25 protein-coding genes and 1 pseudogene are annotated in these 26540 nt (G+C 52.3%); 11 read left to right on the plus strand and 15 right to left on the minus strand.

The window, feature by feature from the left end:
• Positions 1 to 21: 21 nt before the first annotated feature.
• From ACX9GU_RS07345 to ACX9GU_RS07390, 10 genes are all read right to left on the minus strand, one after another.
• Positions 22 to 522, minus strand: a complete 501-nt coding sequence (locus ACX9GU_RS07345) for a hypothetical protein (protein ID WP_473194328.1) — start codon at positions 520 to 522, stop codon at positions 22 to 24.
• The gene (locus ACX9GU_RS07350) at positions 512 to 1306 is read right to left on the minus strand and encodes a winged helix-turn-helix domain-containing protein (protein ID WP_473194329.1); all 795 of its coding nucleotides are present in this window, start codon (positions 1304 to 1306) and stop codon (positions 512 to 514) included. Before ACX9GU_RS07350 ends, ACX9GU_RS07345 begins: the two co-directional genes overlap by 11 nt.
• A gap of 188 nt (positions 1307 to 1494) precedes the next feature.
• Positions 1495 to 2205 carry a winged helix-turn-helix domain-containing protein gene (locus ACX9GU_RS07355; protein ID WP_473194330.1) on the minus strand — a complete coding sequence of 237 codons (711 nt, stop codon included), beginning with the start codon at positions 2203 to 2205 and terminating at the stop codon, positions 1495 to 1497.
• 224 nt (positions 2206 to 2429) lie between these two features.
• The gene (locus tag ACX9GU_RS07360; protein ID WP_473194331.1) at positions 2430 to 3581 is read right to left on the minus strand and encodes a fimbrial protein; all 1152 of its coding nucleotides are present in this window, start codon (positions 3579 to 3581) and stop codon (positions 2430 to 2432) included.
• Positions 3582 to 3583: 2 nt separating this feature from the next.
• Entirely contained in the window at positions 3584 to 6142 is a 2559-nt protein-coding gene (locus ACX9GU_RS07365) for a fimbria/pilus outer membrane usher protein (protein ID WP_473194332.1), read from the minus strand.
• Between the two features lie 47 nt (positions 6143 to 6189).
• Positions 6190 to 6918 (minus strand): fimbrial biogenesis chaperone, encoded by a 729-nt coding sequence (locus ACX9GU_RS07370; RefSeq protein ID WP_473194333.1) that lies wholly within the window; start codon positions 6916 to 6918, stop codon positions 6190 to 6192.
• 58 nt (positions 6919 to 6976) lie between these two features.
• Positions 6977 to 7537 carry a fimbrial protein gene (locus ACX9GU_RS07375; protein WP_021178761.1) on the minus strand — a complete coding sequence of 187 codons (561 nt, stop codon included), beginning with the start codon at positions 7535 to 7537 and terminating at the stop codon, positions 6977 to 6979.
• 212 nt (positions 7538 to 7749) lie between these two features.
• A complete protein-coding gene (locus ACX9GU_RS07380) occupies positions 7750 to 8316 on the minus strand; it encodes a LuxR C-terminal-related transcriptional regulator (RefSeq protein ID WP_473194334.1) in 567 nt (188 codons plus the stop codon).
• 131 nt (positions 8317 to 8447) lie between these two features.
• Positions 8448 to 8828, minus strand: coding sequence for a winged helix-turn-helix domain-containing protein (locus ACX9GU_RS07385; protein WP_094982749.1), 381 nt, complete (start codon positions 8826 to 8828; stop codon positions 8448 to 8450).
• A gap of 822 nt (positions 8829 to 9650) precedes the next feature.
• Complete coding sequence (locus tag ACX9GU_RS07390; RefSeq protein ID WP_473194335.1) at positions 9651 to 10148, minus strand: E3 ubiquitin--protein ligase; 498 nt, start codon at positions 10146 to 10148, stop codon at positions 9651 to 9653.
• 172 nt (positions 10149 to 10320) lie between these two features.
• Between ACX9GU_RS07390 and hda the strand changes: the two genes are divergently transcribed.
• Positions 10321 to 11022, plus strand: a complete 702-nt coding sequence (gene hda, locus ACX9GU_RS07395; RefSeq protein WP_025120768.1) for a DnaA inactivator Hda — start codon at positions 10321 to 10323, stop codon at positions 11020 to 11022.
• 36 nt (positions 11023 to 11058) lie between these two features.
• Here hda and ACX9GU_RS07400 read toward each other — a convergent pair whose 3' ends face one another.
• Complete coding sequence (locus ACX9GU_RS07400; protein ID WP_473194336.1) at positions 11059 to 11739, minus strand: GntR family transcriptional regulator; 681 nt, start codon at positions 11737 to 11739, stop codon at positions 11059 to 11061.
• Between the two features lie 125 nt (positions 11740 to 11864).
• On the opposite strand from ACX9GU_RS07400, the gene ACX9GU_RS07405 reads away from it, so the two are divergent.
• The 4 genes and pseudogenes from ACX9GU_RS07405 (at position 11865) to ACX9GU_RS07420 (ending at position 15941) form a co-directional block, all read left to right on the plus strand.
• On the plus strand, positions 11865 to 12581 hold the full coding sequence (locus tag ACX9GU_RS07405; RefSeq protein WP_473194337.1) for a DUF2848 domain-containing protein: 717 nt from the start codon (positions 11865 to 11867) through the stop codon (positions 12579 to 12581).
• A complete protein-coding gene (locus ACX9GU_RS07410) occupies positions 12581 to 13930 on the plus strand; it encodes an amidase (protein WP_473194338.1) in 1350 nt (449 codons plus the stop codon). Before ACX9GU_RS07405 ends, ACX9GU_RS07410 begins: the two co-directional genes overlap by 1 nt.
• A gap of 51 nt (positions 13931 to 13981) precedes the next feature.
• Positions 13982 to 14635 (plus strand): hypothetical protein, encoded by a 654-nt coding sequence (locus ACX9GU_RS07415; protein ID WP_473194339.1) that lies wholly within the window; start codon positions 13982 to 13984, stop codon positions 14633 to 14635.
• Positions 14632 to 15941 (plus strand): annotated as a pseudogene (locus ACX9GU_RS07420) (MFS transporter). The gene ACX9GU_RS07415 and the pseudogene ACX9GU_RS07420 overlap by 4 nt, the downstream one beginning before the upstream one ends.
• A 44-nt stretch (positions 15942 to 15985) precedes the next feature.
• Here ACX9GU_RS07420 and arsC read toward each other — a convergent pair.
• Positions 15986 to 16339: an arsenate reductase (glutaredoxin) gene (gene arsC, locus ACX9GU_RS07425; RefSeq protein WP_473194340.1), complete on the minus strand. Its 354-nt coding sequence runs from the start codon at positions 16337 to 16339 to the stop codon at positions 15986 to 15988.
• 22 nt (positions 16340 to 16361) lie between these two features.
• Positions 16362 to 17831: a beta-barrel assembly-enhancing protease gene (bepA, locus tag ACX9GU_RS07430; RefSeq protein WP_473194341.1), complete on the minus strand. Its 1470-nt coding sequence runs from the start codon at positions 17829 to 17831 to the stop codon at positions 16362 to 16364.
• 304 nt (positions 17832 to 18135) lie between these two features.
• On the opposite strand from bepA, the gene ACX9GU_RS07435 reads away from it, so the two are divergent.
• A complete protein-coding gene (locus tag ACX9GU_RS07435) occupies positions 18136 to 19212 on the plus strand; it encodes an AI-2E family transporter (RefSeq protein WP_021807113.1) in 1077 nt (358 codons plus the stop codon).
• Positions 19213 to 19254: 42 nt separating this feature from the next.
• Here ACX9GU_RS07435 and bcp read toward each other — a convergent pair whose 3' ends face one another.
• Positions 19255 to 19719, minus strand: a complete 465-nt coding sequence (gene bcp, locus ACX9GU_RS07440) for a thioredoxin-dependent thiol peroxidase (RefSeq protein ID WP_021178751.1) — start codon at positions 19717 to 19719, stop codon at positions 19255 to 19257.
• A gap of 2 nt (positions 19720 to 19721) precedes the next feature.
• Positions 19722 to 20327: a glycine cleavage system transcriptional repressor gene (locus tag ACX9GU_RS07445; RefSeq protein WP_473195129.1), complete on the minus strand. Its 606-nt coding sequence runs from the start codon at positions 20325 to 20327 to the stop codon at positions 19722 to 19724.
• A gap of 108 nt (positions 20328 to 20435) precedes the next feature.
• Here ACX9GU_RS07445 and dapA point away from each other — a divergent pair, with 108 nt between their 5' ends.
• The 5 genes from dapA (at position 20436) to ACX9GU_RS07470 (ending at position 26471) form a co-directional block, all read left to right on the plus strand.
• Positions 20436 to 21317 (plus strand): 4-hydroxy-tetrahydrodipicolinate synthase, encoded by an 882-nt coding sequence (gene dapA, locus ACX9GU_RS07450; protein ID WP_473194342.1) that lies wholly within the window; start codon positions 20436 to 20438, stop codon positions 21315 to 21317.
• A gap of 16 nt (positions 21318 to 21333) precedes the next feature.
• The gene (gene bamC, locus ACX9GU_RS07455) at positions 21334 to 22386 is read left to right on the plus strand and encodes an outer membrane protein assembly factor BamC (protein ID WP_473194343.1); all 1053 of its coding nucleotides are present in this window, start codon (positions 21334 to 21336) and stop codon (positions 22384 to 22386) included.
• A 166-nt stretch (positions 22387 to 22552) separates the two neighbouring features.
• Positions 22553 to 23266 (plus strand): phosphoribosylaminoimidazolesuccinocarboxamide synthase, encoded by a 714-nt coding sequence (gene purC, locus ACX9GU_RS07460; RefSeq protein ID WP_021178747.1) that lies wholly within the window; start codon positions 22553 to 22555, stop codon positions 23264 to 23266.
• Between the two features lie 271 nt (positions 23267 to 23537).
• Positions 23538 to 24404 carry a KPN_02809 family neutral zinc metallopeptidase gene (gene ypfJ / locus ACX9GU_RS07465; RefSeq protein WP_473194344.1) on the plus strand — a complete coding sequence of 289 codons (867 nt, stop codon included), beginning with the start codon at positions 23538 to 23540 and terminating at the stop codon, positions 24402 to 24404.
• 57 nt (positions 24405 to 24461) lie between these two features.
• Positions 24462 to 26471: a tRNA(Met) cytidine acetyltransferase TmcA gene (locus ACX9GU_RS07470; protein WP_473194345.1), complete on the plus strand. Its 2010-nt coding sequence runs from the start codon at positions 24462 to 24464 to the stop codon at positions 26469 to 26471.
• Positions 26472 to 26540 lie beyond the last annotated feature (69 nt).

Consider the following 26540-nt stretch of genomic DNA (forward strand, 5'->3'; position numbering starts at 1 on the left):
TATCTGCCAAAGGTTGCCCGGTTATAACCGATTACAGTACAAGACCGGAATATCGGGATCATAGATAAAATACCCTTGCTTACCTGCCGGGCGTATGGAGTAGCTTGATAAACTGTTTACTTTCGAATAAACATCTGGTACCAGGCGTTTTTCAATATTTTCAGGAATGGTGTCTCGGGCATATTTATTGATATAGAGGGTTTTAAAAAAATACAACCCGTTATCGTCAACTTGGTAGCTGACAATGATATCACGCCTGATATAGTACGTTTTCTCCCCATCATAATAGTTTGCAGTTACTGAAAATTTACCTCTGCCATCATCTTTGTTGCTATCGCCTTTTAAATCTATTGAAATATTATAATTAGCGACTACTTCAGGTTTTGGGACGTCAAATTTCAAATAAAGCTTAGATTCGCAAGAGATACTTTCCGTTTTATTTTCTGAGTAAAGAAAATAATATACTATGGCCAGAATGGCACATGTTAACATTACTGATAAAATAATGGGTTTAGTTTTCATAGCCAGACCAATGATATGATTTACAATTACTTTTAGCATCACCATCAATGCGATTGTCACATATGAAAATGGATTCCCTTTTAATTTCTGGGTTTCCAAAATAATACAAAGACTGGTTCCCTGCTTTATTACACTGTATGTTGTACTTATCAATTTTTGATTTGATATATAATAAGGTGAATTTTTCATCTTGCTGATATATATTACAGTTTTGATATTCCCCTATCAATGAGTAATTTATTATTGGCGAGTTTTTAGCGTTGTAAACATAAAGTAATGAGACAATGATGAGGGTGGAAACTATCACTAAATGATAGGTGCTGCATCTTTTTAATAAATTGGTTTTTTGGGGGGGAGACGCATTGATATCTAATGTAGGCTTTTCTTCCACTTCTTGCTGTTGTTCTTGATGGTTTTCTTCTTTTACGTACTCTACTTCATCCTGAAATAGCTCAATAGTAAATTCTTGTGGGATATTGAACCCGGAGCGCGGAGTTGTTTTAATAATGTTTTTATCTAATCCCAGTGAGCAAAGGTGTTTTCTCAGGATATAGATATGCTGATATAGGGTATTAGAGCCTACAATGACGCCTTTCTGTCCCCAAATGTCATCGATAAGCTCATCTGGAGAGACAATTTGATGATCGGCATCAATGAGTTTCTGTAAACATTTAGCCGCAGGGTTAGAAAGCTTTACTTTTACTTCTGGCTCATTAAGGTTGAAAATTTCCCCGTGGTCATTATTGTAAACTATCTTTTTATCTATCAAATAGTAACCAACCATCTCAATCCTCTGAGTAATGAATGCCACCCATAAGGATAGGATTATTCCCAGTGCATGTAAAGTCTTATCCCGCTTTAATTTAACATCTATATAGTGTCTAAGAGTAAACAGGCAACGTGCGGCGGCCAGGTACAGATACTTTGCTGCAGCAGAAAGGGCCGGAGGGGGCCCTTACTCCGGCTCCGCTTTCAGATGCGGGTGCAGTACAATAGTGTGGTATCGGTCTGGCCTACCAGATAGCCTTGTTTGCCAACCAGGCATATTGTGTCATCCGCCAAACCCTTCACTATATGTTTGCTTGGGCTTTGACAAGCGGGCTCTCTGTTATGCGCTTTTGAATTGATATAGTTCCATGATAAATTATCAGAGGAGCTATAGAGGGGACAGTTTCCATGTTGATACGAAAGTGAGTCATTATGTAACGGTTGGCGATCGCTATTAACCAACAAAATGATTAGGCTAATAATAAACGGAATGAAATAAAATAGTTTATGCCACCCGGATGAACTCTCAACCAGGGTCGGGATGCTAGCATTTTCTGCGCATCGAAATTCATTCTCCATCCGCTCAATAGTAAAGTTTGTGGATATATTAAATCCGAGCTGCGGCGTGGTTTTAATAATCTCTCTATCTATGCCTAAAGCCCCGAAATTTTTTCTTAACATATAAATATGTTGGTAAAGCGTATTCGGGCCGACAACCATTCCTTTTTGTCCCCAAATATCCTTAACAAGAGCATCTTGTGAGATGATCTGATGCTTGGCATCAATCAGGATCCGTAGACACTCGGCGCCAGGTTTTGATAGCTTTATTTTTAAATCTGGTTTATTCAGCTTAAAAATGACACCTTCTACACTATTGTAAACTATAGTTTTGTTAATCAGGTAATCATTAGTCATTTCAAGCTCCTTCAAGGTGAGAATAATCTGAAGGCGGTGAGTCTAGCATATAGAATATGCTAGACCACAGAAAGGATTGCGGGGATATAAGTATCATGATTAGAGCGCAGGGGTGATAAGGTCTGATGGTGTGTTTGCCAGTCTCGTAAAAATGCCGCCATAGCTGGCGGCATTAAAAGATTATAATTATCACTCTTATTTAGTAAGGTACTTTGGGTAGCTTGCTAATAATAATTTATGGTGAATACCACCTTGCTGTCTGCTTTGCCCGGTGTGACTTTGTTTTCTGTTTTGATATACCTTGCTACCAAAGGAATAGTCAGGCTGGTACTGGCACTATTGCTAACGGCGATCCGCTGCTCATTACCTAGATTGAACAGGGTGTTGCTAGCCTTGCTACCCGAAGCAAGCTGGATACCAACGCCGTTGGCAGTGTTGTTTGATGGCTCTAACTTGACGATGCCGTTGGCAGCGTTGATGTTACCATATAATGCAGACAGCTTTAGTCCAATGGCATTACCGGTATATTTTAATCCGGAAATCGCGCCGGTTAAATGCACCGTGTTAAAGGCATTGTTGATATAGCCGTAGAACCTTGGACAGTTGGTCATTTTTATTGAGGCATCGCGCCATTCGCTGGAGCCTTTAGACATCATATCAAAGATATCCCAGGAGCCGAGATCGACAGTATAATCCGGTACGCTACAGGTTTGAGAAATGATCCTTAAACTGCCGCTAAAGTTGACGGTGTAAGGCTTCCATGAATAAAGGACGGCGCTGCCGTTGGCAACGGTGTAATCGTTACGAATGACGGCGGTAGGTAAGGAGCTGCCGTTCAGCGTACCCGGTGTGATATTACCGGTTTTTATCAGTAACATCGTGATGGTGGTCCACACCTGTATATCACCAATGCTGGCTCGGGTTTCACTGTACCATTGATAGGCGGTGGCATTAAGACCCGTGTTGCCTCTGGCGATCACCACGCCAACGCCAGGGATATTGGTGTTGTAAATTTTTCCTGAATAAGTTCCCCCTTGCCAGCTGGAAAGCGACTGCGGCATTTTGGTGAGATAAATATATTGCCTGTCCGTATGTGGGCCGGTGCCATCACAAAGACCATGGGGCGCTTTGGCATAATCCTTGGTTGAAGTGATGTTTTGCCGATAAATGATGGACCCGAGGGGGAGTTCGTTACCCACGGTGATATTCCCTCCCTGCAAGGGAAAGGCATCGGTTCTGACCGGCACATTTATCTTACAGGTTAGCGCTAAACCGGCCGAACTGTAGGCAACCAGAACGACCAATAAGGCGTGCAAGCTATAGTTAGTTAAGGTCGATCGAATGCTTTCAAGCCACCCGTTAATAAACCTTTTCATTGTTAATCCTCCCGGCAGATTGAATCAAAGCGGATAATGTTTTTAATGGTCGAGCCTGGTTGCTTAGGCGGTAAAATATAATTCAGCTGGCAGTATTGACCCGGTTGGCTACCCCACTTGACCGTAAGCTGGTCCCGTTGCTTTTCAACCCGCGCGTAGATTTGCCCCATTTGACCAACGCTGCCGATGTTGTTTTTCACACTGTCGAACACTTCGGCCCCAAACGGCACCGCTTCGCCATTAGCGCGTTGTGCCATGATCAACAGCGGTGTCCCTTGCTGGGTTTTAAACGTCACCTTGCTCACCGCGCCTGCATGTGGGGCAACTTTGTCACTGGTATTTTCCAACTCGACCTCGTACGGCATGCCTTTTGGATCGATGGTGATTTCATTCATCTCGTACGGATTCAGATAAGGTACGGCGGCGTGTCCCCATGGATCGATGCGCACCCCGGAATAGCCGCCAACCTTGGCGCCGGTCGCCCCCTTGGCTTCAACCACGGCGAAGGTATCACCGGTATAAGGGGTCATGACGACGCCTTGCGGCCAGGCGATCATCGTGCCACTCAGTCCAGCCGACGCATTCTGGTAATGTCTGCCCGCACCGTAAGTGGCGGTCATATGGGTGTAAGCTGAACGGTAACCACCGTTGAGCGCCATGCTGCTGCCCCCACCCTGGTTATAATGCATCGCGCTGGCACCGTAGTTGTATTGGTAGTCCTCCCCGGCACTGCCGGAAATCCCGACTTGTTGGCCACTTTGCCCCGTGGTGCTGTGATTCAGGCTGGCGCTCAGCGATGGTAGATTGGCATTTTCTTTACGCCCTAATGGCATGCTGAGGTTAAGCAGCCAGTTGGTTTCCATCCTGCCTCGCATGCCGCGAACGCGCCCAGCGCTCAGGCTGTAGCTGATATCGCGATACTCGTTGCTGTAGCCCAGTTGATATTGAAGATCGGTATTGCCTTGATTCCAGTAATCCTGGGTATATCCGGTGACATACATTTGTCCCCAACCGGCTGGCAGCCCCTGATTCATGGTGATATTAAAGCGGTTACGTGGCCGCCAGATATTGTCAGCCGACTGGCCGTGTTGCTCGGCATCGATCGCCCGCATGGCGGTCATATAGTCGTAATAGCCTGAGGTTGAATAACGATAGGCGGCGATGGTCAGGTTGCTGTTGGTTGCTGGCAAGAACTTGCTATAGCTCAACTGGAAGCTCTGCCCGCTATTCATCCGCTCTTTGGTGCTTTCCAGATGGACTCGAGCCTGGCTGACATCGGCAGAGAACGCGCCAATGGAGGTGCTCAATGCCGCCCCCAATTGCAGTGCATAATAATCATTACTTGCCTGCAGGCCGCCGTAGCCAGTCAGGGTATTGGTCAGCCCGCGTTGGTAAGTGGCCTGGATCAGAGTGGGGTTTGTGGACAGCGAGATATCATTGAGTTTACCCGCTACCACATCGTAGTGGTGGGTTCCTGGGCGTAACAACTGGGCGACTGAGGCATAAGGAACCTGGAAGTTCTGCACACTGCCGTCTGCTTCCTTCACCGTTACGTCCAGATTGCCGCCAAAGCCGGTTGGGTACAGGTCGTCAATCACAAAGGCCCCCGGCGATACCGTGGTCTCATAAATAACCAGACTATTCTGGCGCACGGTTACCCGCGCATTGGTTCGCGCGATCCCACGGATATTGGGGGCATAACCGCGCAGGGAAGGGGCCAGCATGCGATCGTCGTTGACTAGTTCAATCCCTCTGAATGGCAGAGTATCAAACACCTGTCCTTTGGTGCTGGTTTCCCCTAGGCGCACGCGGCCCAAGATCGCCGGAATATCGCGTTCGACATAGTTGTTAATCGACTGGTATTGCCCGCCGATCCTCTGCTGCCAGTTATAATTCCCGTCGTGGCGGAAATACCAGGCACCGATATTGATGCCTGCATTTATCCCGGTGTAGACCGAGTTACTGGTTTCTCCACGTGAGTGCGTGGTATAGACGTTGGTGTTGTATCCTAACAGCAACGCAGGAATGCCCTTATCCCACAGCTCAGGGCTGACATAGCCGCGCGCGATATTTTGCATCATTGCTTGCGGGATGCTGATATCCAGGCGCTGTAACCCTGAGTCGAACGCCACCTGAGCCTGTGGGATCAGGTGGGTGAGTGGATAGCAACTTTGTTCATTGCGTAGTGCCTCGGTAAAAGAGGTTGGCAGCTGGCTGTAGTTAAAGTTGATTTTTTTCAGGATGGCTGGTGACAAGCAAGGTAAGACTTGCTTATCCGCCTGCTCGACAAACAACACCTTTTCGTGCGTCGCCAATTCGCCGTTAACAAATATATCGGCCGGGTAGGTGCCTGGTGAAGCGGCCGCGCCGTGTTCAAAACGGGATAAATCAACCGCCTCTGCCTCAGACGAGCTTAGAAATATCGGGTCGAAACGCACGCCCGTTCCCGTAGGAGCATCGTTGCGCAAAATCGCTGGCGTATCTTCTGTGGCATGGGCCGCAGGCATGACGGCCAACATTACCATGGTAGCCAATAGAGAATAATGGAATGGATGACGCATAGTAGATAAACAACCCTGTTTATATTTATCCCAAATAAAACGACGGATTAAAGAACAGCCTTCACTGTTTTAACCGCCCCCCAGTCGTTAACGTATTCGTAAGAAATTGCAGTTCCCGCAGGTAAAGTACGCGCGTCTTTCAGTGTGAAATGTTCAACGCCGCCAGGAGGCACCATCTCGCCCTCCGTAGAGAACGTATTTCCCCCTTGATGCACAACCACCGAGACTAACGAAACGTAATAGGGCGAGGAGTTGGCTGCCTGAAGTTTTCCGTTGCTAAATGACCAAACCAATTTTTCGGCGGCGTCGGCCGCTTTGGTGTTATCGGCAATGGCAGCGGGACGATAGAAGATTTTTATCCGGGTACGGAAGGCGACCTGCAGGCGATTGGGCGCGATATTTTCCTTTACTGGTGGAATTTCCAATACGTTAAGCCAATACACGGATTCTTTATTTTCAGGCAGCGCAGGAGATGCGGTATAACTCAGGCGCAGCGTCTGGCTTTTATTGGGATCGATGCGGTTAATGGGCGGCGTCAGAATAAAGGGTACGCGGATTTTTTCCGGTTTGGCATCGGAGTCGCCGGTATCAATCCAGCTTTGTACCAACATGGGAGCCTGTCCGACATTCGATAATTTAACGGTCATTTCCTTGTCATTCCCTGGATAAACCACGCGGGTCCCATTGACCACAATACTGGCCGAGCCAGGCAGCGGGGAAATCAGAAGAAAGCATAAGGCGGCCCAGAGTGTTAACGGGAATGATTTGCTGAACATAAATGCACTATCCTTGAACAATGAACAGGGAGGTTGCCCTCCCTGATAAATCAAAACATTATTTGTATTGCAGGTTATAAACTACGCTACTGGTCACGGTACCCGGCGTAGTTTGGCCATTGGCATAATATTCAACGGCGTACGGCAACAGCGCGGTACCCTTGGCCTGATCGATATCGATATAAGTCATATCGTTGACCTGGTTGGTGCTACCGATGTCGATGACTTTATAGTTGCCAGACACGTCCAGTAATTGCAGATCAACCTTGGTGGCGCTACCGCCAACGTTTTTCAGGCGCCCAGTGCCCAGGTCTACCGTATTGCCCGGCTGGAAGAACGCCGAAACCTTGGAATGGCCACCTGCAGTACCGATCACACATTTGGAGATGTTCATCTTGAAAGAGGCACGGCCGGTGGTGTCACCAGCGCTGGTCAGTTCGGTTACGCTAACGGTGGGCAGAATGATGGTGGCATCTGCGCCCTGGCCTTCGATGTCCACGTCACAGGTGCTGTCAGTCAGCAGGCCATTAAACGTAATGGTACCGGTTGAGGCAGCCTGTACAGAAGTAGCCAAACCCAGTGCAGCCAGCAGAGAAAGACTAACAATTGTTTTTTTCATCTTTAAAACGTCCTTTATAGATCGAGTATCGTTACCATCATGGTAATACTTGGTGTGTAAGTAGGTTGTAGCGAACAATAAGTGGCTTATTAATTCGTCACGCCTCCTTTTTTAAACGTAAAGCTACGTTCAAACCTGTCGCCCATTAATACGGCTACCTTTAACGAGCGGTTAAATTATCTGGCTTGGTTTAAATGACGGATTTACACGCTTCAGTGCAGCCCGAGGATTTTAACCTTCATCATCAATTCCTGATTGCTGAGTACGCCCAGCCGTTTCATTGAATTACGCTTGTGGGTACTAATTGTTTTAACGCTTTTGTGGGTCAACTGTGCAACCCGGTGTGGGCTATGGCCCATCGATAAATGCCGCACCGTTTCCCTTTCCATTTCAGATAAGTTCAATATTGGGGGGCTGTTTATATCAAATCTGCCCATTAAGAACAGCATCGATAATTTTTTTTGTAATTCTTGTTTTAATCTGGTGATGGTTATATCCAGATCGAACAGGCAAACGCTCCAGTCGGTAGGGGTACCTTGTAACAAACGCTGGCAGCGTTCAGAACAAAAAACGATGCTGGGTGTCTTTGGTTTTGGTCGGTTAACAAAAGGCAGCACGTCGGTCAGGCACTTCTGGCTGATTATCCATATGTCGATTTGAGGTATTGCCTGCCCTGGCTCCAAAGGCATGCGTAGCGGAATATCGGCCAAGACGCTTTCTACTCCATATTTAAAAAATGAGTCAACCCCATAAATATTGATTGCTGGCTTATACTTCATTTCTTCCTCAAGGATACAGTTCTGGCAGTGGGTACAATAGGAACCAAGGTTAATATTAACCTGGCTTACTGTTTTTAACTGCAAGGTGATAATCGGACTCTTGGCTGAGTTTATTGCTTATTAGACCGTTTTTAATAGTAAAGCGTTTTTATATCGGCCCTTGAAATACTGACGCCTTTGCTTCTGGATGTAATGATAATCTCTTCTGAAATACCCAATAACGCCAGTTTTGACTTAAGTTCTTTGAGTTCTTGCCACAGGAATTGGTTGGAAGAGGAATAGTTCATCTTGCCAATGACCTCGCTCAGCAATTCCTGACGGCTGACATACTTGTCCCCGGCATGCTTGAGTAAATAGGTGAGTATGGCCATCGTCACTTCTTTTAACGAGACGATCGCACAGGAGAAGTTGGCGCTAGGTTTGTCCGTGCTGAGACGAACTATCCTGTTATGCTTAACATCGATTTGCAGATCCGGCTCAACCCAGAAGCCAAATAGTTTTTTCCTATCCATTTCCTAAAACTCCTGTTATTAGGTAGAGAGCCTATCCGTTGGTAAGACAATTCTATGTTCATACTCATATAAAACAATACGTTTGATATCCTGATCTTAGGGTTTCCACTTTGTAACAAAATGGAGTTTTTGACTAAATAATTTCACTTTGTCGGATATAAAAACCGCAAAATCAAGAATAGCTAAATTTTGTGCTGCAATTGATCATGATTTTTATCCTAGCATAAAATTTTTAAAATAAATTCTAATTGGTATAAAATGCTTTTTTGTTTTGTAAGTTTAATTGATTCAATTGCTTACATATAAATCTGCAATTGCGTTGATTCTTATTTTGTGGCCAATAATCTTGGAAGATTTATAGCCGTTTTAATTTCTGGCTCATCAGAGAATACTGAACCTGTTCAAGCTGCGACTCCCGTTTGCCAGGCTCATATTACGGAGTATCCAGCGGTATAAAACTCAAAGTTTATCATTCTATCTCAATGAGATGGACTAACTAACCTATAAGGTGTTGGTGTAAACTAATTGCATTTATAATGTTGCTTTTTTGGTTTTTAGGCGGTTTTTTATTGGGGCATTTAACAGCGGCTGATTGCACCTCATTAACCAGAAAAATCTTAATGAGGTGTTAATCTTCACATTAATGATAACGCTTGGGCCATACGCCAAAAGTGGGTTTGGCCAAGTCTATTTGATGGAAGGCATATCAGACACTTTAACACCGGTTTTGGTAAATAGAGGGGCGGGAAGGCAGGAAAGAAATGACGGGCGGGTAGTCAAGCGGGCGCAGCACATGCCGCGCCCATACAGAGCAAATCTGTTTTATTGATTGGCAGGCTGGGCCGGCTGTTCGGTTTTACCGTCGGCTTGTTGAGCCTTATTGTCCATGCTGTTTTTGAGCTGTTCGGTTTTTGCCTTGGCCTGTTGTGCCAGATCGTTAGCTCCGTTAATCGCATCGGCCTTGATATTTTTGGCCTGATCGATCAGCTGCTGGCTTTGTTGGTCTGCATCCTGTTTGATCGTTGCGGCTTTGGCCTTGGCCTCATCAGTGAGGGCATCCGCCTGCTTGGCGGCATCCTCTTTAATGGCGGAAGCCTGATCCTTCAGCTGTTCCGTCTGGGCCGCTGCGGCCTGCTTGATCTCATCCGCTTTGGCCTTGGCATCGTCGGTCAGTTGGTCCGCTTTCTTTTCTGCCGCATCTTTCATTTGTTCGGCACTGTCTTTGGCCTTATCCAGGTGGGAATCGACCTTGGCATCATCGCAGCCCACCAGCAGTAAACCTACCATTGAGGCCAATAGCACTTTATTCCACGATTTCACGGTCTATCTCCTTTCGGTCATCGTCAATTTGTACGACTTATCTTAGAACAGCTTTGTCGTATAAGACAAATTTGGCAACTAAATCGCGTTGTTCTCATGGCGGGTTCAACAGCGGTTGCTTTCTGTGGTAGACTCATCGCGTTTTCCTGCCAGTTTTGGTTGAGGTGCTTTTCTGAATACGCCGGCACAGCTTTCACTGCCACTTTATCTACCCGATGATGAAACTTTTGCCAGTTTTTATCCGGGTGAGAACCCATCCTTATTAGCCGCGATCCAATCCGCAGTCCGTCAGGAGCATGGTAGCTACATCTATTTCTGGTCACGCGAAGGCGGGGGACGCAGCCATTTGCTGCATGCGGCCTGTGCCGAACTCTCGCAGCGTGGCGAAGCGGTGGGCTATGTGCCTTTGGATAAGCGGGCCTATTTTGTGCCCGAAGTGCTGGATGGTATGGAACAGCTGGCGTTGGTTTGCATTGATAACATCGAGTGTATTGCCGGTGATGAAGAATGGGAAATGGCGATTTTCAATCTCTATAACCGCATTCTGGAAACCGGCCGTACCCGCCTGTTTATCACTGGCGATCGCCCACCGCGCCAGCTAAATCTGCATTTGCCGGATCTGGCCTCGCGCCTGGATTGGGGGCAGATCTACAAGCTGCAGCCACTGTCGGACGAAGAGAAACTACAGGCGTTGCAGTTGCGCGGCAAACTGCGTGGTTTCGAACTGCCGGAAGACGTGGGCCGTTTCCTGCTCAAGCGTCTGGATCGTGAAATGCGCACGCTGTTTATGACGCTAGATCAGTTGGATCGCGCGTCGATCACGGCACAACGCAAGCTGACCATTCCGTTTGTGAAGGAAATCCTGGGGCTGTAGCTAGCCACTATTCCCCATTCTCACTCTTTAGACTATTCACCCTTCGTGCAACAGTGCACTGCGGAATGACAGGATATGTGCCTGTGCAGCACTGGCGGCGGCGTCGCTGTCCTGTGCGGCCAACGCGCTGATAATCGCCCGGTGCTCATCGATAACTTCCTGCATATGCCCTTCCCGCGACAGCGTGCTGGCCCAGAAACGTTGGGCTCTGGCGTGCAGTACGCTCAGAATATCCGTCAACATGTTATTTCCGGCAATCTGCGCCAGCTCCTGATGGAATTGATGATCCAACGTCATCATCCGTATCCGGTCACGATCCAGGCTGGCGGCTTCGATCTGCTGGTTCAGTGCGTTCAGCACGGCAACCTGTGGCTGGGTGATCTTGGCACTGGCCAGGCGCATACACAGCATTTCATTGGCCAGCCGGACATCAATCAGCTCTAACGCATCGTCTATCGACAGCGGCGAGACCATCACCCCTTTGCGCGGGATCACCTGCAGCAAGCCCTCATTCGCCAGACGGTGGATCGCCTGATTGATCGGCGTTCTGCCCATATCCAGCTCACCCATTACCTGCGCGGTATTGAGGTATTCACCCGGTTTGTAACTTAACGTCACCAATGCCTGCTTGAAGCGGCGGTAGGCCACTTCATTGAGCGACAAACCGGCTTCCTCTGCTACCGGGAACCCTCGATCTTCTGCGTCAATGGTCTTCACATACTACTCCTGCAAGAAGAAATTTTTAGACATGGTACACAAAAACGTCACATGGCAGTCGCTTAGTTGTTAACTGAAGATATAGTGAAATTTCACACCATTTTAACCAAAGGGACACAATTGCCATGAGGCTGACCTTTACTTTACCAGAAACCTGTAGTGCCAAGACGCTGGATGCTGAAATCGATCATCTGGTCATCGCTGGCTGGACCGGTCGTGATTATAAGGCAATTCAACATCATATCCAGGAACTGGCCGAGCTGGGTGTCCCTCAACCCAGCAGCGTCCCGCTGTTTTATCGTGTGGCAGTTAATCAACTCAGCCAAGGCGAATGCATCGAAGTGATCGGCGAGGCGACCTCCGGCGAAGCGGAACCGCTGATCTTCAGCCATGGTGGCGAGCTGTATGTCTCATTAGCGTCCGATCATACCGATCGTCAGTTGGAAGTACACAGCGTAGCACTGTCCAAGCAGATCTGCGTTAAACCGGTAGCGCGAGCTGCCTGGCCGTTATGCGAAGTGAGCGATCACTGGGACTCCTTGATCTTGCGTGCATGGATTAAGGAAAACGGCGCGTTTCAGCTTTATCAGCAGGGGACTCTCGCCAGCCTGCGCACCCCCGGTGATTTGCTCGAACGCTATCTGAGTGGGCAGCAACTGCCAGAAAGTGGCATGGCGCTTCCCCGGCTACCGAGTGACGGCCTGGCAATGACCTGCGGCACGGTGGCGGCGATCGGGGGGATCCGGCCATCATCCGAGTTCCGTATGGAACTGGTGGATGAGGTGTTGGGGCGCACCATCGCCCATGGCTATCGCAGTATCGAACTGCCGGTGGTGGCGTGATGGATAAGTTAACGCTTGCGCAGGCCGCAGCCGGATTGGCCAGTGGAGAGTTTACCTCCAGGCAGTTGATCGCCAATGCCTTGGCGCAGATCGCCGATCCGCAGGGGGAAGGGGAACGTACTTTTACTCAGGTGTATGCCGATTGGGCACAACAGCAGGCGCTGGCGGCTGACCAACGTCGTAAGGCAGGCAAACCGCTGTCCCCTTTGGATGGCGTGCCGGTTTCGATCAAAGATCTGTTTGACGTGAGTGGACAGGTGACTACCGCCGGTTCTCGGGTGCTGGCGGGGGCTGCGCTGGCCAAGAAGCATGCTGCGATAGTGGAGCGTCTGTTGCAGGCGGGCGCGGTGGTGATCGGTAAAACCAACATGACCGAGTTCGCCTACTCCGGGCTGGGTCTCAATCCGCATTTTGGTACCCCTGCTAATCCCTGGGATCGCGCCGCTCGGCGTATCCCTGGCGGCTCGTCTTCCGGCGCCGCGGTCGCGGTAGCCGACGGTATGTGCTGCGGTGCCGTTGGCAGTGACACTGGGGGATCGGTGCGTATTCCGGCCGCTTTCTGTGGTTTGACCGGCTATAAGCCTACCGCCCGTCGAATTGCCAGCGGTGGACTGCTGCCGTTGTCGCCTTCGCTGGACTCTATCGGGGTGATTGCTCATGACGTTGCCAGCTGTATCGCACTGGATGCGGCGATCGCCGAACAAGCGCTACGGCCTGACTCACAATCCTTGGCGCAGGCACGTTTTGCTGTCCCGCAAACGCTAGTGCTGGATGGGTTGGACGAAGAGGTTGCCACGGCGTTTCAGCGTGCCTTGAAACGTTTGGTTCAGGCCGGTGCGAGGATTGAAGCTATCCCTTGCAGCGAATTCGCCGAGTTGGCGGAGATCAACGCTGCCGGTGGTTTTACCGCACTTGAGTCTTGGCATTGGCACCAGCCGTTGATTGCCGAATATGCCGAGGGTTATGACCCCAGAGTGCTGTCACGCATTCGTCGTGGCCAGCCGTTGGGCGAGAGCGATCTTCAGCAGCTACGGCAGCGGCGTGCCAGTTGGCAACAGCGGGTGACGGCCAGGGTGCAGGGCTTTGACGCCTTGTTGATGCCAACTGCGCCGCTGATAGCACCAACCATTGCCGAACTGGCAGAGGATGACGAAGCCTACTTCCGTGCCAACGGTGCCGCGCTGCGTAATCCTTCCATAATCAACTTCCTCGATGGCTGTGCGTTATCGCTACCCTGCCAACAATCGGGTAAAGCACCCGTCGGCCTGATGGTGGCCGGATTACCCATGCATGACCAGGCGCTGCTGGGCTGGGCGCTGGCGATCGAACGCTGCCTTGCCGACGCGTGATGTTTCGGCAGGGTGCCGCCTTGCCTTACTGACTCTACCAGGAGAATACCCATGACCGGTTCCCCGAACGGAATGCTGTTTGTTGCAACGGATGTCGCCGCGCAGGATGAGGCGGATTTCAATCAGTGGTACGACCGTGAACACGTAGAAGAGCGGGTACGTGTTCCCGGTTTTCTATCTGGTACGCGCTATCAGGCGCTACAGGGGGGGCGTAAATACCTTGGGCTGTATAAAACCGCCTCTCTGGCCAGTTTTACCTCCCAGGCCTACCGCAACGCCTTTACCCAACAGACGCCGTGGTCGGTCGCCTGCCTGGGCAAGATGCGCGATCCCATGCGCCGGGTCTGCACGGTTGAAGCCGTCACCGGCCAGGGCTGTGGTAGCCATCTGAGCATCATCATGCTGGCACAGAGTGAGCTGGACGTGCTGAAAGACGAGATTAAGCGCCTGGGAGCCGTGCTAGCGGAGCTGCCGGGGTTTGTGCGTTGCAGCCTGCTGTTTCCGGATGCCGAGCTCAGTTCCCCGTTGCCGAAAGAGTCGCGGGAAAACCGCCAGCTGTTACCGATGGTAATGATCGAAAGCAGTAGCGCAGATGCGGGGCAGCGTTTGAGTGAGTTGGCTTACCGCACGTTGAAAACCCCTGCTGGCGAGGCGGTGCATTATGCGCTTGGCTGGCAACTGACCTCACAGGAGCTGGCATCATGACGACTTCCACTACTGAAACGCCGATTGTGAACTCATCGGTGAAAGATCACGCCGTCGATCCTCCTAAAACCGGCAGGCTGGCGGCAGCCAGTTCGATAGGCACCGCGCTGGAATGGTATGACTTCACCGTTTACAACATCATGGCGGCGTTGATTTTCAACCATGTTTTTTTCCCGTCATTCGATCCGCTGGTCGGCACCATTCTGGCGTTTTCTACTTATGCGGTCGGTTATGTTTCACGGCCCATTGGCGGTATCGTCTTTGGGCATCTTGGCGACGTGTTGGGACGGCGTTTTGTGCTGGTTGCTACGCTGGTGATCATGGGCGTGACCACCACGCTGATGGGTTTACTGCCCGGCTATGCAAGTTGGGGGATTTGGAGCCCGCTGCTGCTGGTTGCACTACGCTTTATCCAGGGCATTGCGTTAGGTGGAGAATGGGCCGGAGCCGTACTGCTTTCGATGGAGCACGGTAAGCCGCATCAGCGTGGGCGTAATGCCTCATTTGCACAGGTCGGTCCCTCTTGCGGTTCGCTGATTGGCACCGGGCTGATCACGTTGGTGACCATGGCGATGTCGGCAGACGATTTCCAACAGTGGGGATGGCGCATTCCGTTCCTGTTGAGCCTGGTGTTGGTGATCTTTGGCCTGTGGCTGCGCCGTGGAGTGGGGGAAACACCGGCATTCCTGAAATTGGAAGCGTCGAAGGATGTGACCCATTCGCCGATCCGCGAGGTTTTCACCCAACACCCACGTTCGCTGCTGATCGCCGGTGGTTCGCGCATTGGCTCCGACGTATTGTACGCGTTGGTCGTGGTGTTTACCCTGACTTACGTGACCACGGTGCTGAACTTGCCACGGCCACCATGTTGGGGGCGATCGGCAATGCGATCACCGTGCCGATGTTTGGCGCCTTATCCGATCGCTTTGGCCGCCGGCCCGTGTATATCGGCGGGGCACTGGCGGGGATCGTCTGGGCATTTGCCTTCTTTGTGTTGCTCGATAGCAGTCAGCCAGTGTTGATTTGTACCGCGGTGGTGGTTGGTCTGCTGATCCATGCGGCGATGTTCGGCCCGCAGGCGGCCTTTATCACCGAACAGTTCCCGACCAGGGTGCGTTATGCTGGTTCTTCGCTGGCTTATACTCTGGCGGGGATCGTAGGAGGTGGCTTTGCGCCGTTGATCATTGCTTCGTTATTCACTTCTTTTGACAGCACGCTGGCGATTTCGGCCTATGTCGCACTGGCTCTGTTGATTACCTTGTGGGCGTTGCTTGCCGCGCGGGAAACAGCACATACACCGTTGTAAATTCAACCGCCGGGCGGATCAACGCCCGGCTTGCCGTCATGGGATCACAGGATCTCCAGCACTTGCTCCGGTGGCCTGCCAATTCGGGCTTTGCCGCCTTTGACCACGATTGGGCGTTCGATCAGTTTCGGATTGCTCACCATTGCTTGCAACAGTTGCTCTTCGCTCAGGGTTTCATCCGCCAGTTTCAGCTCTTTGTAGAGATCTTCTTTCTTGCGCATCAATTCGCGGGCCGAAGTGAAACCGAGTTCTTGCAACAGCTTTTTCAGCTCGGCGACGGAAGGCGGCGTATCCAGATACGGCACCACCTGCGGTTCGACGCCATGCTGTTCCAGCAGTGCCAGCGTCTCACGGCTCTTTGAGCAGCGTGGGTTGTGATAAATAGTGACGTTGTTCATTTATTCTCTTTCCTTGTTCAAATCAAGTGCGTTGGAACTTGCTGAAGGTTCTTTGCAACTGACGCAGTTGGTCAATCCGCGCGTCATAGCGAGCCTGTTTCAGGCTGCCCAGTTTTTGTAATGAACTGGCGTTGCTGAGTAAACCGATCGCCTGATCCAGACGGCCAGCCAGCGCCAGGCTTTCTGCCCGGGCGGAGAGTTCCTCATCGCGTAGACCTTGGGCGGCACTGGCCTGAGCCAACAGATCCCAGCCATTCGGATCGTTCGGATGGGCAAAGGTATAACGGTTGAGGATTTTTGACGCTTGTGCGGGTTGATTGCCCTCAACGTAGGCGTTCGCCAGGTTGAGCAGCAACACCGGGTTATTGCTTTGCGCCGCATTGACCGCCTCAAGGCGAGCAATGGCCTGAGCGGCCTTATTCTGACCCAGATCGATGTCGGTCAGCAGATCCAGCAGCCAGACGTTTTTCGGATCCTTTGCCAGCAGCGGCTGAATAAGATTGCGCGCTTCGTCGTATTTCTTGGCTTCATAGAACAGGATCGCCCGGCCATATTTGGCGGCTATTTGCTCGCGAATGTTGCCTTTGCTGTAAGTGTCCAGCAGGTCTTCGCTCAGACCATAGCCTTCCGAGCTGTACATACCCAGCGTACGGACCCGCGCTAGCAGATAGTCCTGACTGGATTGCACCAGACGGCGTGGCATTTGGTTGGCGCGGTTGCGGGCGTCCGAAAGCCGGCTGTCTGGCAACGGGTGCGTCAGCAGCATTTCCGGTGGTTTTGAGGCGTAGCGGGACTGATCGGCCAGCCTTTGCAAGAAGTCTGGCATCGCTTCGGGATCGAACCCGGCGCGCTGCAATACCTGAATACCGATACGGTCGGCCTCTTGTTCGTTTGCCTGGGTGAAGCTGATCATCCCCTGCTGCGTTCCCGCCAGCGTACCGCTCAGCGCCGCCATGCCCATGGTTGGGTTGGCCATCGCCAGCAGGATAGAGCCCAGTGCGCCCACCCAGGTCAGTGGCGCGTTGCGTTGCTGGTCTTCCATTGCGCGGGCCAGATGGCGCTGGGTCACGTGTGAGATTTCGTGTGCCAGGACCGAGGCCAGTTGGCTCTCGTTGTCGGTTTCACGGAACAGGGCCGAGTGCAGCACTACGTTGCCGCCGAAGAAGGCAAAGGCGTTGATCTCGTCGTTACGGACTAGAAAGAAGTGGAACGGGGTGCGCACCGAATAGGCGCTGGCGACCAGCCGGTTACCCAACTGGTTGATATATTGGGTCAATAGCGGATCGTTGATCAACGGGGCGCTTGCGCGTAGTTGCCGCACGTAAAAATCGCCCATGGTCAGTTCCTGGCCGATGCTCAACGTCCCCCCCGCGGAAGTCCCCATATCCGGCAGTTGGTCTTGCGTTTGGGCGTTAACCGGCGCCAACGCAGAGGTGCAAAGCGAGCCAAGCAGCAGGACGGTTAGCGCTGTTTTAGTCAACCGGATGGTCATAGTCAGGTCATTCCCTCAATAAAGTCATCAAGTAAGACGTCAGTATCAGATAAGAGTTCTTCTTCCGTGCCTGACTCTCCAGTACAATCAGCGCGAAAGTGCGTTGGCTCACAAAAATGCATTTTCAGGGGATCGTGCGCCTGAGCGGCAAACGTTATCACATCATAGCCAGCCACAACCCACATTGAAACGCCTGCACGGTGATAACCGGGCTAAAATTATTTAAAAAATCATGTCATATCTGCTCGGCCGCATAGGGACTGGCGAGCCTCACCCCCATTGATGGAATAAGGAGCAATCTCTGATGTTGGAGTTGTTATTACAGTGGTACCGACGTCGTTTCACCGATCCCCAGGCCATCGCGCTGCTGGTGATCCTGGTTGCCGGGTTCTGCATCCTTTATTTTTTCCACGGTATCTTGACCCCTTTGCTGGTAGCGTTGGTTCTTGCTTACCTGTTGGAGTGGCCTACCGCACGTCTTCAGCGCCTGGGGTGTTCGCGCACCTGGGCGGCAAGCATCATGCTGATCGTGTTTGGCGGTATTGCCATGCTGTTGGTCTTCGTGGTCGCGCCAACCGCCTGGCAGCAGGGCATCAACCTGATGACCGATTTACCAGGCATGCTCAATCAGTTCTACAACTATGCGGCGACCTTGCCGACACGCTACCCGGCGCTGGTGGATGCGGGCATCATTGATATGATGGCGCAGAACCTGCGTGAGCGCCTGTCGGGGATGGGAGAATCGGTGGTGAAATTCTCACTGGCCTCACTGGTTGGGCTGCTGACGTTGGCCATTTACCTGATCCTGGTCCCTTTGATGGCGTTCTTCCTGCTGAAGGACAAAGAGCAGATGATCAATGCGGTGCGCCGCGTGCTGCCGCGCAACCGTGGGTTGGCAGGGCAGGTATGGGTCGAGATGAACCAACAGATCACCAACTATATTCGCGGCAAGGTGCTGGAGATGGTGATCGTTGGGGTGGCGACCTATCTGGTGTTCTTCATCCTGGATATGCGTTATTCCCTGCTCTTGGCGGTGTTGGTCGGCCTCTCGGTGCTGATCCCATACATCGGCGCGGTGCTGGTGACGATCCCGGTGGTGGTGGTGGCGATGTTCCAGTGGGGCATTGGTGCCGATTTCTGGACGCTGATTATCGCTTATCTGGTGGTGCAAGGGTTGGATGGCAATCTGCTGGTGCCGATCCTGTTCTCCGAGGCGGTCAACCTGCATCCGCTGGTGATCATTCTCTCGGTGATTATCTTCGGCGGTCTGTGGGGGTTCTGGGGCGTATTCTTCGCCATCCCATTGGCGACGCTGGTGAAAGCCGTGATCCACGCCTGGCCGGATGACATGCTGGTGGATGTGGGTGATGAAGTGAAGTGAGAAAAATAAAGCGCAGCAACCGATGCTGCTGCGCTTTACCCTTTACTGCTGCAGGTAGTTCAGAACGATTTCGTGATGATTGGTGGTCTTGAAATCATCGAACACTTTCTCAACCTTGCCGTCGGTGCCGATCAGGAAACTGATACGGTGAATACCGTCATAGGTTTTACCCATGAAGGTTTTCTCGCCCCAAACGCCAAACTGCTGAGCTACCTGATGATCTTCGTCGGATAGCAGCGTGAAATTGAGCAGTTCTTTCTCAACAAAACGCGAGAGCTTTTCGGGTTTATCGGTGCTGATACCCAGCACTTCGACGCCCGCCTTTTTCAATTCATCCATGTTATCCCGTAACCCGCAGGCTTGCACGGTGCAACCTGGCGTCATGGCTTTGGGATAAAAGTAAACCAGTACTCGTTGTCCCTGGAAGTCGGCCAAATTAATTTCCTCGCCATCCTGGTCGAGTAAACTAAATTTCGGCGCTGTATCACCGGCTTTCAATGGGCTCATAACTACTCTCCATCTCTCTCATCATGCTGTGGATAGTTCACCACGCTAATACTGCCTTGTGCATTCAATTCTGTACATAGGCGATAAAAGGCTTGTTCAATATTTGTTGCGTCCTGGCCACCGGAACTGTGAGCGGTGATCTGAATATAGAGTTGGGAGGGCTGATCCCCCTGTGCTGGCTGAGTCCGTGACACCAGCTCGGCAATGTTCATCTGGCTCGAATCAAACAGGCCGGTAAACCGCTCGATGATATGCGGGGAGTCTTTTACCTCAACCTGTACCCACACTGTAGCTGGCATTGGCGGTCTTTCTTGCGAGTTTGTGCGTTTCATCACGATCAGCAAATCCAGCTCGGCGCCTTTTTGCGGCAAAGTGGACTCGATCAGGGTAATCGCGTTCCAGCTACCTGAAAGCAGCATGATGAAGGTGAACTCTTCACCCAGCATGGCCAGACGGCTATCTTCGATATTGCACCCGCAGCTACTGACGTGGCGGGTGATGGCGTTGACGATACCGGGGCGATCGGCGCCCAGTGCGGTGATCACCAGATAGTGTTCATCAGGCTTAGGCAAAATGCAGCTTCCTGTCGTACTGAATGGGGTTACCATGGTAAACACAAAAAAAACCGCCTGCCAAGCGCTTAGACACGTTGTTTGCTTGCTTTTGGATAGGTGACAAAAGTACCATGGGTGACTTGTTTGTGAAGGGGACGGCCAATGTTTACGGGAAGTATTGTTGCACTGGTTACGCCGATGGACACCAAAGGTGCTGTCGATCGTGCGAGCCTAAAAAAACTGATTGATTATCATGTAGCCAGTGGGACTGCGGCGATCGTTTCCGTAGGAACTACCGGCGAGTCCGCCACGCTACCCCATGACGAACATGTGGACGTGGTCTTGCAGACGCTGGAACTGGCCGCAGGCCGTATTCCGGTGATCGCCGGCACCGGTGCCAACGCCACCAGCGAGGCTATCTCACTGACGCAGCGTTTCAGCACCACCGGTGTCGTGGGCTGCCTGTCGGTCACGCCTTACTACAACAGACCGACCCAGGAAGGACTGTATCAGCATTTCAAAGCTATTGCCGAAAGCACCGATCTGCCGCAGATCCTCTATAACGTGCCTTCACGCACCGGTTGTGACATGCTGCCGCCAACCATCGCTCGTTTGGCCAAAATTAAGAATATTGTTGCCGTTAAAGAGGCAACAGGGAACTTAAGTCGTGTTAGTCAGATCCAAGTGCTGGTTGATGATGAAGACTTCATTTTGCTGAGCGGCGACGACGCCAGCGGTCTGGACTTCATGCAACTGGGTGGCAAAGGGGTGATTTCCGTGACCGCCAACGTGGCAGCACGTGAAATGGTCGAACTTTGCCGCCTGGCGGCGCAAGGCAATTTTGCCGAAGCCCGCCGTTTGAATCAGCGCTTGATGCCTTTGCATCAGGATTTGTTCGTAGAAGCAAACCCAATTCCGGTGAAATGGGCCTGTAAGGCATTGGGATTGATGGCAACCGATACGATGCGTCTGCCTATGACGCCGTTGACCGACGCTGCCCGTCCTGTCGTGGAGCGTGCGTTGAAAAGCGCCGGTTTGCTGTAACTCTTAGGGAGATTTGATGGCTTATTCATTGCAAAAGTCGACGCTAGCAACGGTCGTGGGATTAGCGCTGGTGATGACGCTGGCGGCTTGTTCTACCGATCAGCGCTACAAACGCCAGGTTAGCGGCGATGAGGCCTATCTTGACGCCGCACCGCTCAAACCGTTGAGCGCGCCGTCCGGCCTGATCCTGCCGGTACAAACCGGTAATTATGAAGTTCCGGCAAACGCGCAGAAAGGCGCTGTTGGCAAGCAACTGGATATCCGGCCACCGGTACAGCAGCTGGCACTGCTGAGCGGTTCCCGTGGCCAATATGCGGGTGACAGCGGCACGCTGCTGCTGGAAAGCAGCCCGCAGAACGATAACCTGTGGTCTCGCGTAGCCAGCCTGTTGCAGAGCAAAAACATTCCGATCGCCTCACGTACGGATGCCAGCCAAACGCTGACCACCGACTGGGTGAAGTGGAACCGTCTGGATGAAGACAACCAGTACGAAGGCCGCTACCAGATCACGGTACAGAAACAGGGTTACCAGCAAGCGTTGGTGGTGAAAACTCTCGAACTGCGTCAGCAGGGGCAAACCGACAAGGTTACCGATCCTTCTGAAGTTCAGCGCTACAACGGTATGATGATGAACACCATCGTTGAGGGCCTGGACAAGCAGGACAACCTGTCGAGCAGCCAGTCCGCCAACCGTGTTGGTGTGTTGGACGTGCAGAGCGGTGCGGATGACACCGGCCTGCCAACGCTGATCGTGCGTGCGCCGTACACGGTAGTGTGGGATCGTTTGCCACCGGCACTGGAAAAACTGGGGATGAAAGTGGGTGACCGCAGCCGTCCACAGGGTACCGTCGCCGTAACCTACAAATCCCTGAGCAGCAGTGATTGGGATGCGTTGGGCGCGAAAGATCCTGAACTGAAAGAGGGTGATTACAAACTGCAGGTCGGTGATTTGAATAACCGTACCAGTTTGCAATTTATCGATTCCAAAGGTAAGCCGTTGACCCAGTCGCAGAACGATGCGCTGGTAGCGGTGCTCCAGACGACTTTCAGTAAAACCAGCGTTAAATAAATACATCTAGGGGCTACGGCCCCTTTTTGTTTTGTTGATACGGTATCGTTTGCGTCGCAGATTTGGCACAATAGTTATCAGCAAACCAAAGAACTTATCAGGTCAATTTTGTGCCCAGTAGGCTGTCTGGCAGCCGGAAGGTACTATCTCATTGGAGTAAGTTAAGATGCAAAAGCTAGCTGAACTGTATCGCGGCAAGGCAAAAACCGTCTACACCACCGAAAATCCGGATCTGCTGGTGTTGGAATTCCGTAACGATACGTCAGCACTGGATGGTCAGCGCATTGAGCAGTTCGATCGTAAAGGGATGGTGAACAACAAGTTCAACCATTTCATTATGAGCAAGCTGGAAGAGGCCGGTATCCCAACGCAGATGGAACGCCTGCTGTCAGACAACGAAGTGCTGGTGAAAAAGCTGGAGATGGTACCGGTTGAGTGCGTGATCCGTAACCGTGCCGCCGGCTCTTTGGTCAAGCGCTTGGGGATCGAAGAAGGTTTGCCGCTGAATCCGCCGCTGTTTGATCTGTTCCTGAAGAACGACGCGATGCACGACCCAATGGTGAACGAATCCTATTGCGAAACCTTCGGTTGGGTGAGCAAAGAGCATCTGGCGCGCATGCGCGAGCTTAGCTACATGGCTAACGACGTGCTGAGCAAGCTGTTTGACGATGCGGGCCTGATCCTAGTCGATTTCAAACTGGAGTTCGGCCTGTTCAACGGCGAAGTGGTGCTGGGCGATGAGTTCTCCCCGGACGGTAGCCGCCTGTGGGACAAAAATACCCTGGCCAAGATGGACAAGGACCGCTTCCGCCAGAGCCTGGGTGGCCTGATTGAAGCTTACGAAGAAGTCGCTCGCCGTATCGGCGTGAAGCTGGACTAATAGCCCCTCACCCCAACCCTCTCCCAAAGGGAGAGGGAGTTTGCTCCAGAGTTGTATTCAGGCCTGGAGTTAATCTGCGGCACGCTGGCTTCACACTATGTCCCCTTAGTCCTTTGCGAGAGGGCGAGGGGGAAAGCATCAAATCCTGGTGCCCAATTCCCCAAACCCTACTTTCCAGAAAATTACTGCATTCCCTTCGCCGCGAACGCCTTATAATAGTAACCAGGGCAAGTTTCCTACGATTATTAAAAATCATCTCTGGAGTTTATTTATGCGTTGGCAAGGGCGTCGAGAAAGTGACAATGTCGAGGATCGCCGTGGGCAGTCTTCCGGTCTGGGCGGCGGTGGCGGCCCCCGGATACCTATCGGCGGCAAAGGTGGCCTGATCATTCTGGTCGTGGTGCTGGTTGCCGGTTACTACGGGGTAGACCTGACTCCTCTGCTGAATGGCGGAGATGTCTCCCCACAGTCTCAGCAGCAAAGCGCCAGCATCAGCCCACAAGACAATCAACTGGCCAAGTTTACCTCGGTGGTGCTGGCGTCTACCGAAGAGAACTGGCAGGGCATCTTCAAACAGATGGGGAAAAACTATCAGGATCCGAAACTGGTGATGTACCGGGGCGCGACGCCTACCGGCTGCGGCACCGGTCAATCGGTAATGGGGCCGTTTTACTGCCCTGCGGACGATACGGTCTATATCGATCTCTCGTTCTACCAGGATATGAAAACCAAGCTGGGTGCTGGCGGTGATTTTGCCCAGGCCTATGTGGTTGCACATGAAGTGGGCCATCACGTGCAGAATCTATTGGGGATTGAGCGCAAGGTTCGCCAGATGCAGCAAGGGGCTAGCCAGGCAGAGGTTAACCGCCTGTCGGTGAAAATGGAGCTTCAGGCCGACTGCTTTGCTGGCGTTTGGGGCCATTACGCCGAGAAACAGCAGATGCTGGAAGCTGGCGATCTGCAAGCCGCGCTGAATGCCGCGCAGGCGATCGGTGACGACCGTTTGCAGCAGCAAAGCCAGGGGAGAGTGGTGCCAGACAGCTTTACGCATGGCACTTCGCAGCAGCGTTATACCTGGTTCAAGCAAGGGTTCGATAGCGGCGACCCTAATACCTGCAACACCTTCGCCTCCCGTTGATATGACTCAGTGCCGGTGCCTTAGAGCCCGGCACTCTGCTTTCAGGCCTCAATATTCATGTTACAAAAAATGCAACAACGCATGCAGCAGCAGGGTATTCGGCGGCTGTTGGTGATCAGCGGCGAATCGCAATGGTGCCGGGATCGGGCGCAGCAACTGGCGGCACAGCTGCCGGGTGACTGGCCTTGGGTCGGTAATGACGTGCCCGCAGGAATCGATGCGTTGGCGAGTCACGCGGTCAGAACCCTGTTGGGGCAGGAGCGGTTGCATGCGGTGTTTGATGCGTTAGCGGGGCTGGATGTCGAAGCGCTGGCCCAGCTTTGCGGGACATTACAAGCCGGTAGCTGGTTACTGTTGCTGGTTCCACCTTGGCAAAGTTGGCCGCAGCAGCCTGATAGTGACAGCCTGCGCTGGAGCGATTGCCCACAGCCGATCGCCACGCCCCATTTTATCCACCATCTGCAACAACGCTTGCTGGCCGATAGCGAAGTGTCTATCTGGCGGCAAGGTGAACCGTTGTGCCTGGCTCCCTTACCATCACGGCCAGCTTGGCAGGCTCCCCAGGGTAATCCGAGTGAGGAACAGCAGGCCATTTTGGCCCGCTTGTTGGCTGCCGAGTCTGGGATCTGGGTATTAACCGCTGCCCGTGGCCGGGGGAAATCAACGGTGGCGGGGATGTTGATGGCCAGCAGCCCGTTAACCTGTTGGATCACCGGCCCGAGCCGCGCCGCTACCGACGTTGCCAGCGAGTGGGCCGCAGGACGGGCCAAGTTTTGGGCACCGGATGCCTTGCTACAGCATTGTGCTGAACAGGGTACAGAGGGTGTTGGCTGGCTGCTGGTGGATGAGGCCGCCGCGATCCCTGGACCTTTACTGCAACAGTTAATGGACTATTTCCCACGCGTATTACTGACAACCACGGTGCAGGGATATGAAGGAACGGGGCGCGGATTTTTACTCAAGTTCTGCGCCACCTTGCCACAGTGGCAGCCGCTAAGCTTGCAGCAACCGATGCGTTGGGCAGAGGGTGATGCCCTGGAGCGGATTATCGATCATGCCTTGCTGTTCAACGAGGAACCGGTATGGGCAGTGGCCGGTCAGTCACCCACTTTTGGTGCTATTGAACAGGCTGAACTGTGTGCCGATCCGCAACGGTTACGGCGTTTCTATGCGTTGCTCTGTAGCGCACACTATAGAACCTCACCGCTGGATTTACGCCGTCTGATGGATGCGCCCGGGATGCACTTCAGTGCGGCGTTGCTGGGGGATGAGGTGGTCGGGGCGTTATGGCTGGTAGATGAGGGCGGCTTATCGGTTGAACTGGCCCACGAAGTTTGGGCGGGCCGCAGAAGGCCACGTGGCAATCTGGTCGTTCAATCTTTGGCGGCACATAGCGGCCAATGGTGGGCACCTACGCTGCGTTCCCGTCGCATTACCCGTATCGCCGTGTTGCCGGAGTTACGCCAGCAAGGGATCGCCAGCCGGTTGGTGGAACAGCAAAAACGTGACTCGCAGGGGTTGGATTTTCTTTCCGTCAGCTTTGGCTATACCGAGCCGCTGTGGCGGTTTTGGCAATCTTGTGGCTTCACTCTGGTGCGGATTGGCAACAAACCGGAGGCCAGCAGTGGCTGTTACACCGCCATGGCGTTGCTGGCTATTACTGAGCAAGGAGAGGCGCTGTGCCATGCGGCGCATAAGCACCTGGCACGGGATTGGCGCTGGTTGCGGCAACGTAGCGACCTGTTGCTGGAGCTCGACGATGATACCGATCCACTATTAAATGAAGAAGACTGGCGCGAGCTGGCTGGTTTTGCCTTTGCCCATCGGCCCTTGGAGGCCAGTCTGGGGGCGTTACAACGTCTGCTGTGGAGCAGTTCATTGCCCTGTGCGGCATTGCGCGCGCATTTGCAGCAACAACAAACCACGGCCCAGTGCGCTGCCCAATATGGCCTGAGTGGCCAAAAAGCCTTGCTGCGGCTTTGGCGACAAGAGGCTGGGCAGGCGTTGCAACAGCTTAATGCGCAACATTGCCGCTACTGGCAGGAGTGGGCGCAGTCGTTGCAATAAATGGAAAGAGTTGTTCAATAAAACCCGATTTTCCTGATTTCTCCGCGGCGTATAGTAAGGGGCAGTTGC

This window comes from Serratia sp. K1WW1 (genome assembly GCF_055790865.1).

Coding starts and splice junctions, on each gene's coding strand:
- ACX9GU_RS07345 (WP_473194328.1), bottom strand. CDS start 522: ATGAAAACTAAACCCATTATTTTATCAGTAATGTTAACATGTGCCATT.
- ACX9GU_RS07350 (WP_473194329.1), bottom strand. CDS start 1,306: ATGGTTGGTTACTATTTGATAGATAAAAAGATAGTTTACAATAATGAC.
- ACX9GU_RS07355 (WP_473194330.1), bottom strand. CDS start 2,205: ATGACTAATGATTACCTGATTAACAAAACTATAGTTTACAATAGTGTA.
- ACX9GU_RS07360 (WP_473194331.1), bottom strand. CDS start 3,581: ATGAAAAGGTTTATTAACGGGTGGCTTGAAAGCATTCGATCGACCTTA.
- ACX9GU_RS07365 (WP_473194332.1), bottom strand. CDS start 6,142: ATGCGTCATCCATTCCATTATTCTCTATTGGCTACCATGGTAATGTTG.
- ACX9GU_RS07370 (WP_473194333.1), bottom strand. CDS start 6,918: ATGTTCAGCAAATCATTCCCGTTAACACTCTGGGCCGCCTTATGCTTT.
- ACX9GU_RS07375 (WP_021178761.1), bottom strand. CDS start 7,537: ATGAAAAAAACAATTGTTAGTCTTTCTCTGCTGGCTGCACTGGGTTTG.
- ACX9GU_RS07380 (WP_473194334.1), bottom strand. CDS start 8,316: ATGAAGTATAAGCCAGCAATCAATATTTATGGGGTTGACTCATTTTTT.
- ACX9GU_RS07385 (WP_094982749.1), bottom strand. CDS start 8,828: ATGGATAGGAAAAAACTATTTGGCTTCTGGGTTGAGCCGGATCTGCAA.
- ACX9GU_RS07405 (WP_473194337.1), top strand. CDS start 11,865: ATGAGGCTGACCTTTACTTTACCAGAAACCTGTAGTGCCAAGACGCTG.
- ACX9GU_RS07410 (WP_473194338.1), top strand. CDS start 12,581: ATGGATAAGTTAACGCTTGCGCAGGCCGCAGCCGGATTGGCCAGTGGA.
- ACX9GU_RS07415 (WP_473194339.1), top strand. CDS start 13,982: ATGACCGGTTCCCCGAACGGAATGCTGTTTGTTGCAACGGATGTCGCC.
- arsC (WP_473194340.1), bottom strand. CDS start 16,339: ATGAACAACGTCACTATTTATCACAACCCACGCTGCTCAAAGAGCCGT.
- bepA (WP_473194341.1), bottom strand. CDS start 17,831: ATGACCATCCGGTTGACTAAAACAGCGCTAACCGTCCTGCTGCTTGGC.
- ACX9GU_RS07435 (WP_021807113.1), top strand. CDS start 18,136: ATGTTGGAGTTGTTATTACAGTGGTACCGACGTCGTTTCACCGATCCC.
- bcp (WP_021178751.1), bottom strand. CDS start 19,719: ATGAGCCCATTGAAAGCCGGTGATACAGCGCCGAAATTTAGTTTACTC.
- ACX9GU_RS07445 (WP_473195129.1), bottom strand. CDS start 20,327: ATGGTAACCCCATTCAGTACGACAGGAAGCTGCATTTTGCCTAAGCCT.
- dapA (WP_473194342.1), top strand. CDS start 20,436: ATGTTTACGGGAAGTATTGTTGCACTGGTTACGCCGATGGACACCAAA.
- bamC (WP_473194343.1), top strand. CDS start 21,334: ATGGCTTATTCATTGCAAAAGTCGACGCTAGCAACGGTCGTGGGATTA.
- purC (WP_021178747.1), top strand. CDS start 22,553: ATGCAAAAGCTAGCTGAACTGTATCGCGGCAAGGCAAAAACCGTCTAC.
- ypfJ (WP_473194344.1), top strand. CDS start 23,538: ATGCGTTGGCAAGGGCGTCGAGAAAGTGACAATGTCGAGGATCGCCGT.
- ACX9GU_RS07470 (WP_473194345.1), top strand. CDS start 24,462: ATGTTACAAAAAATGCAACAACGCATGCAGCAGCAGGGTATTCGGCGG.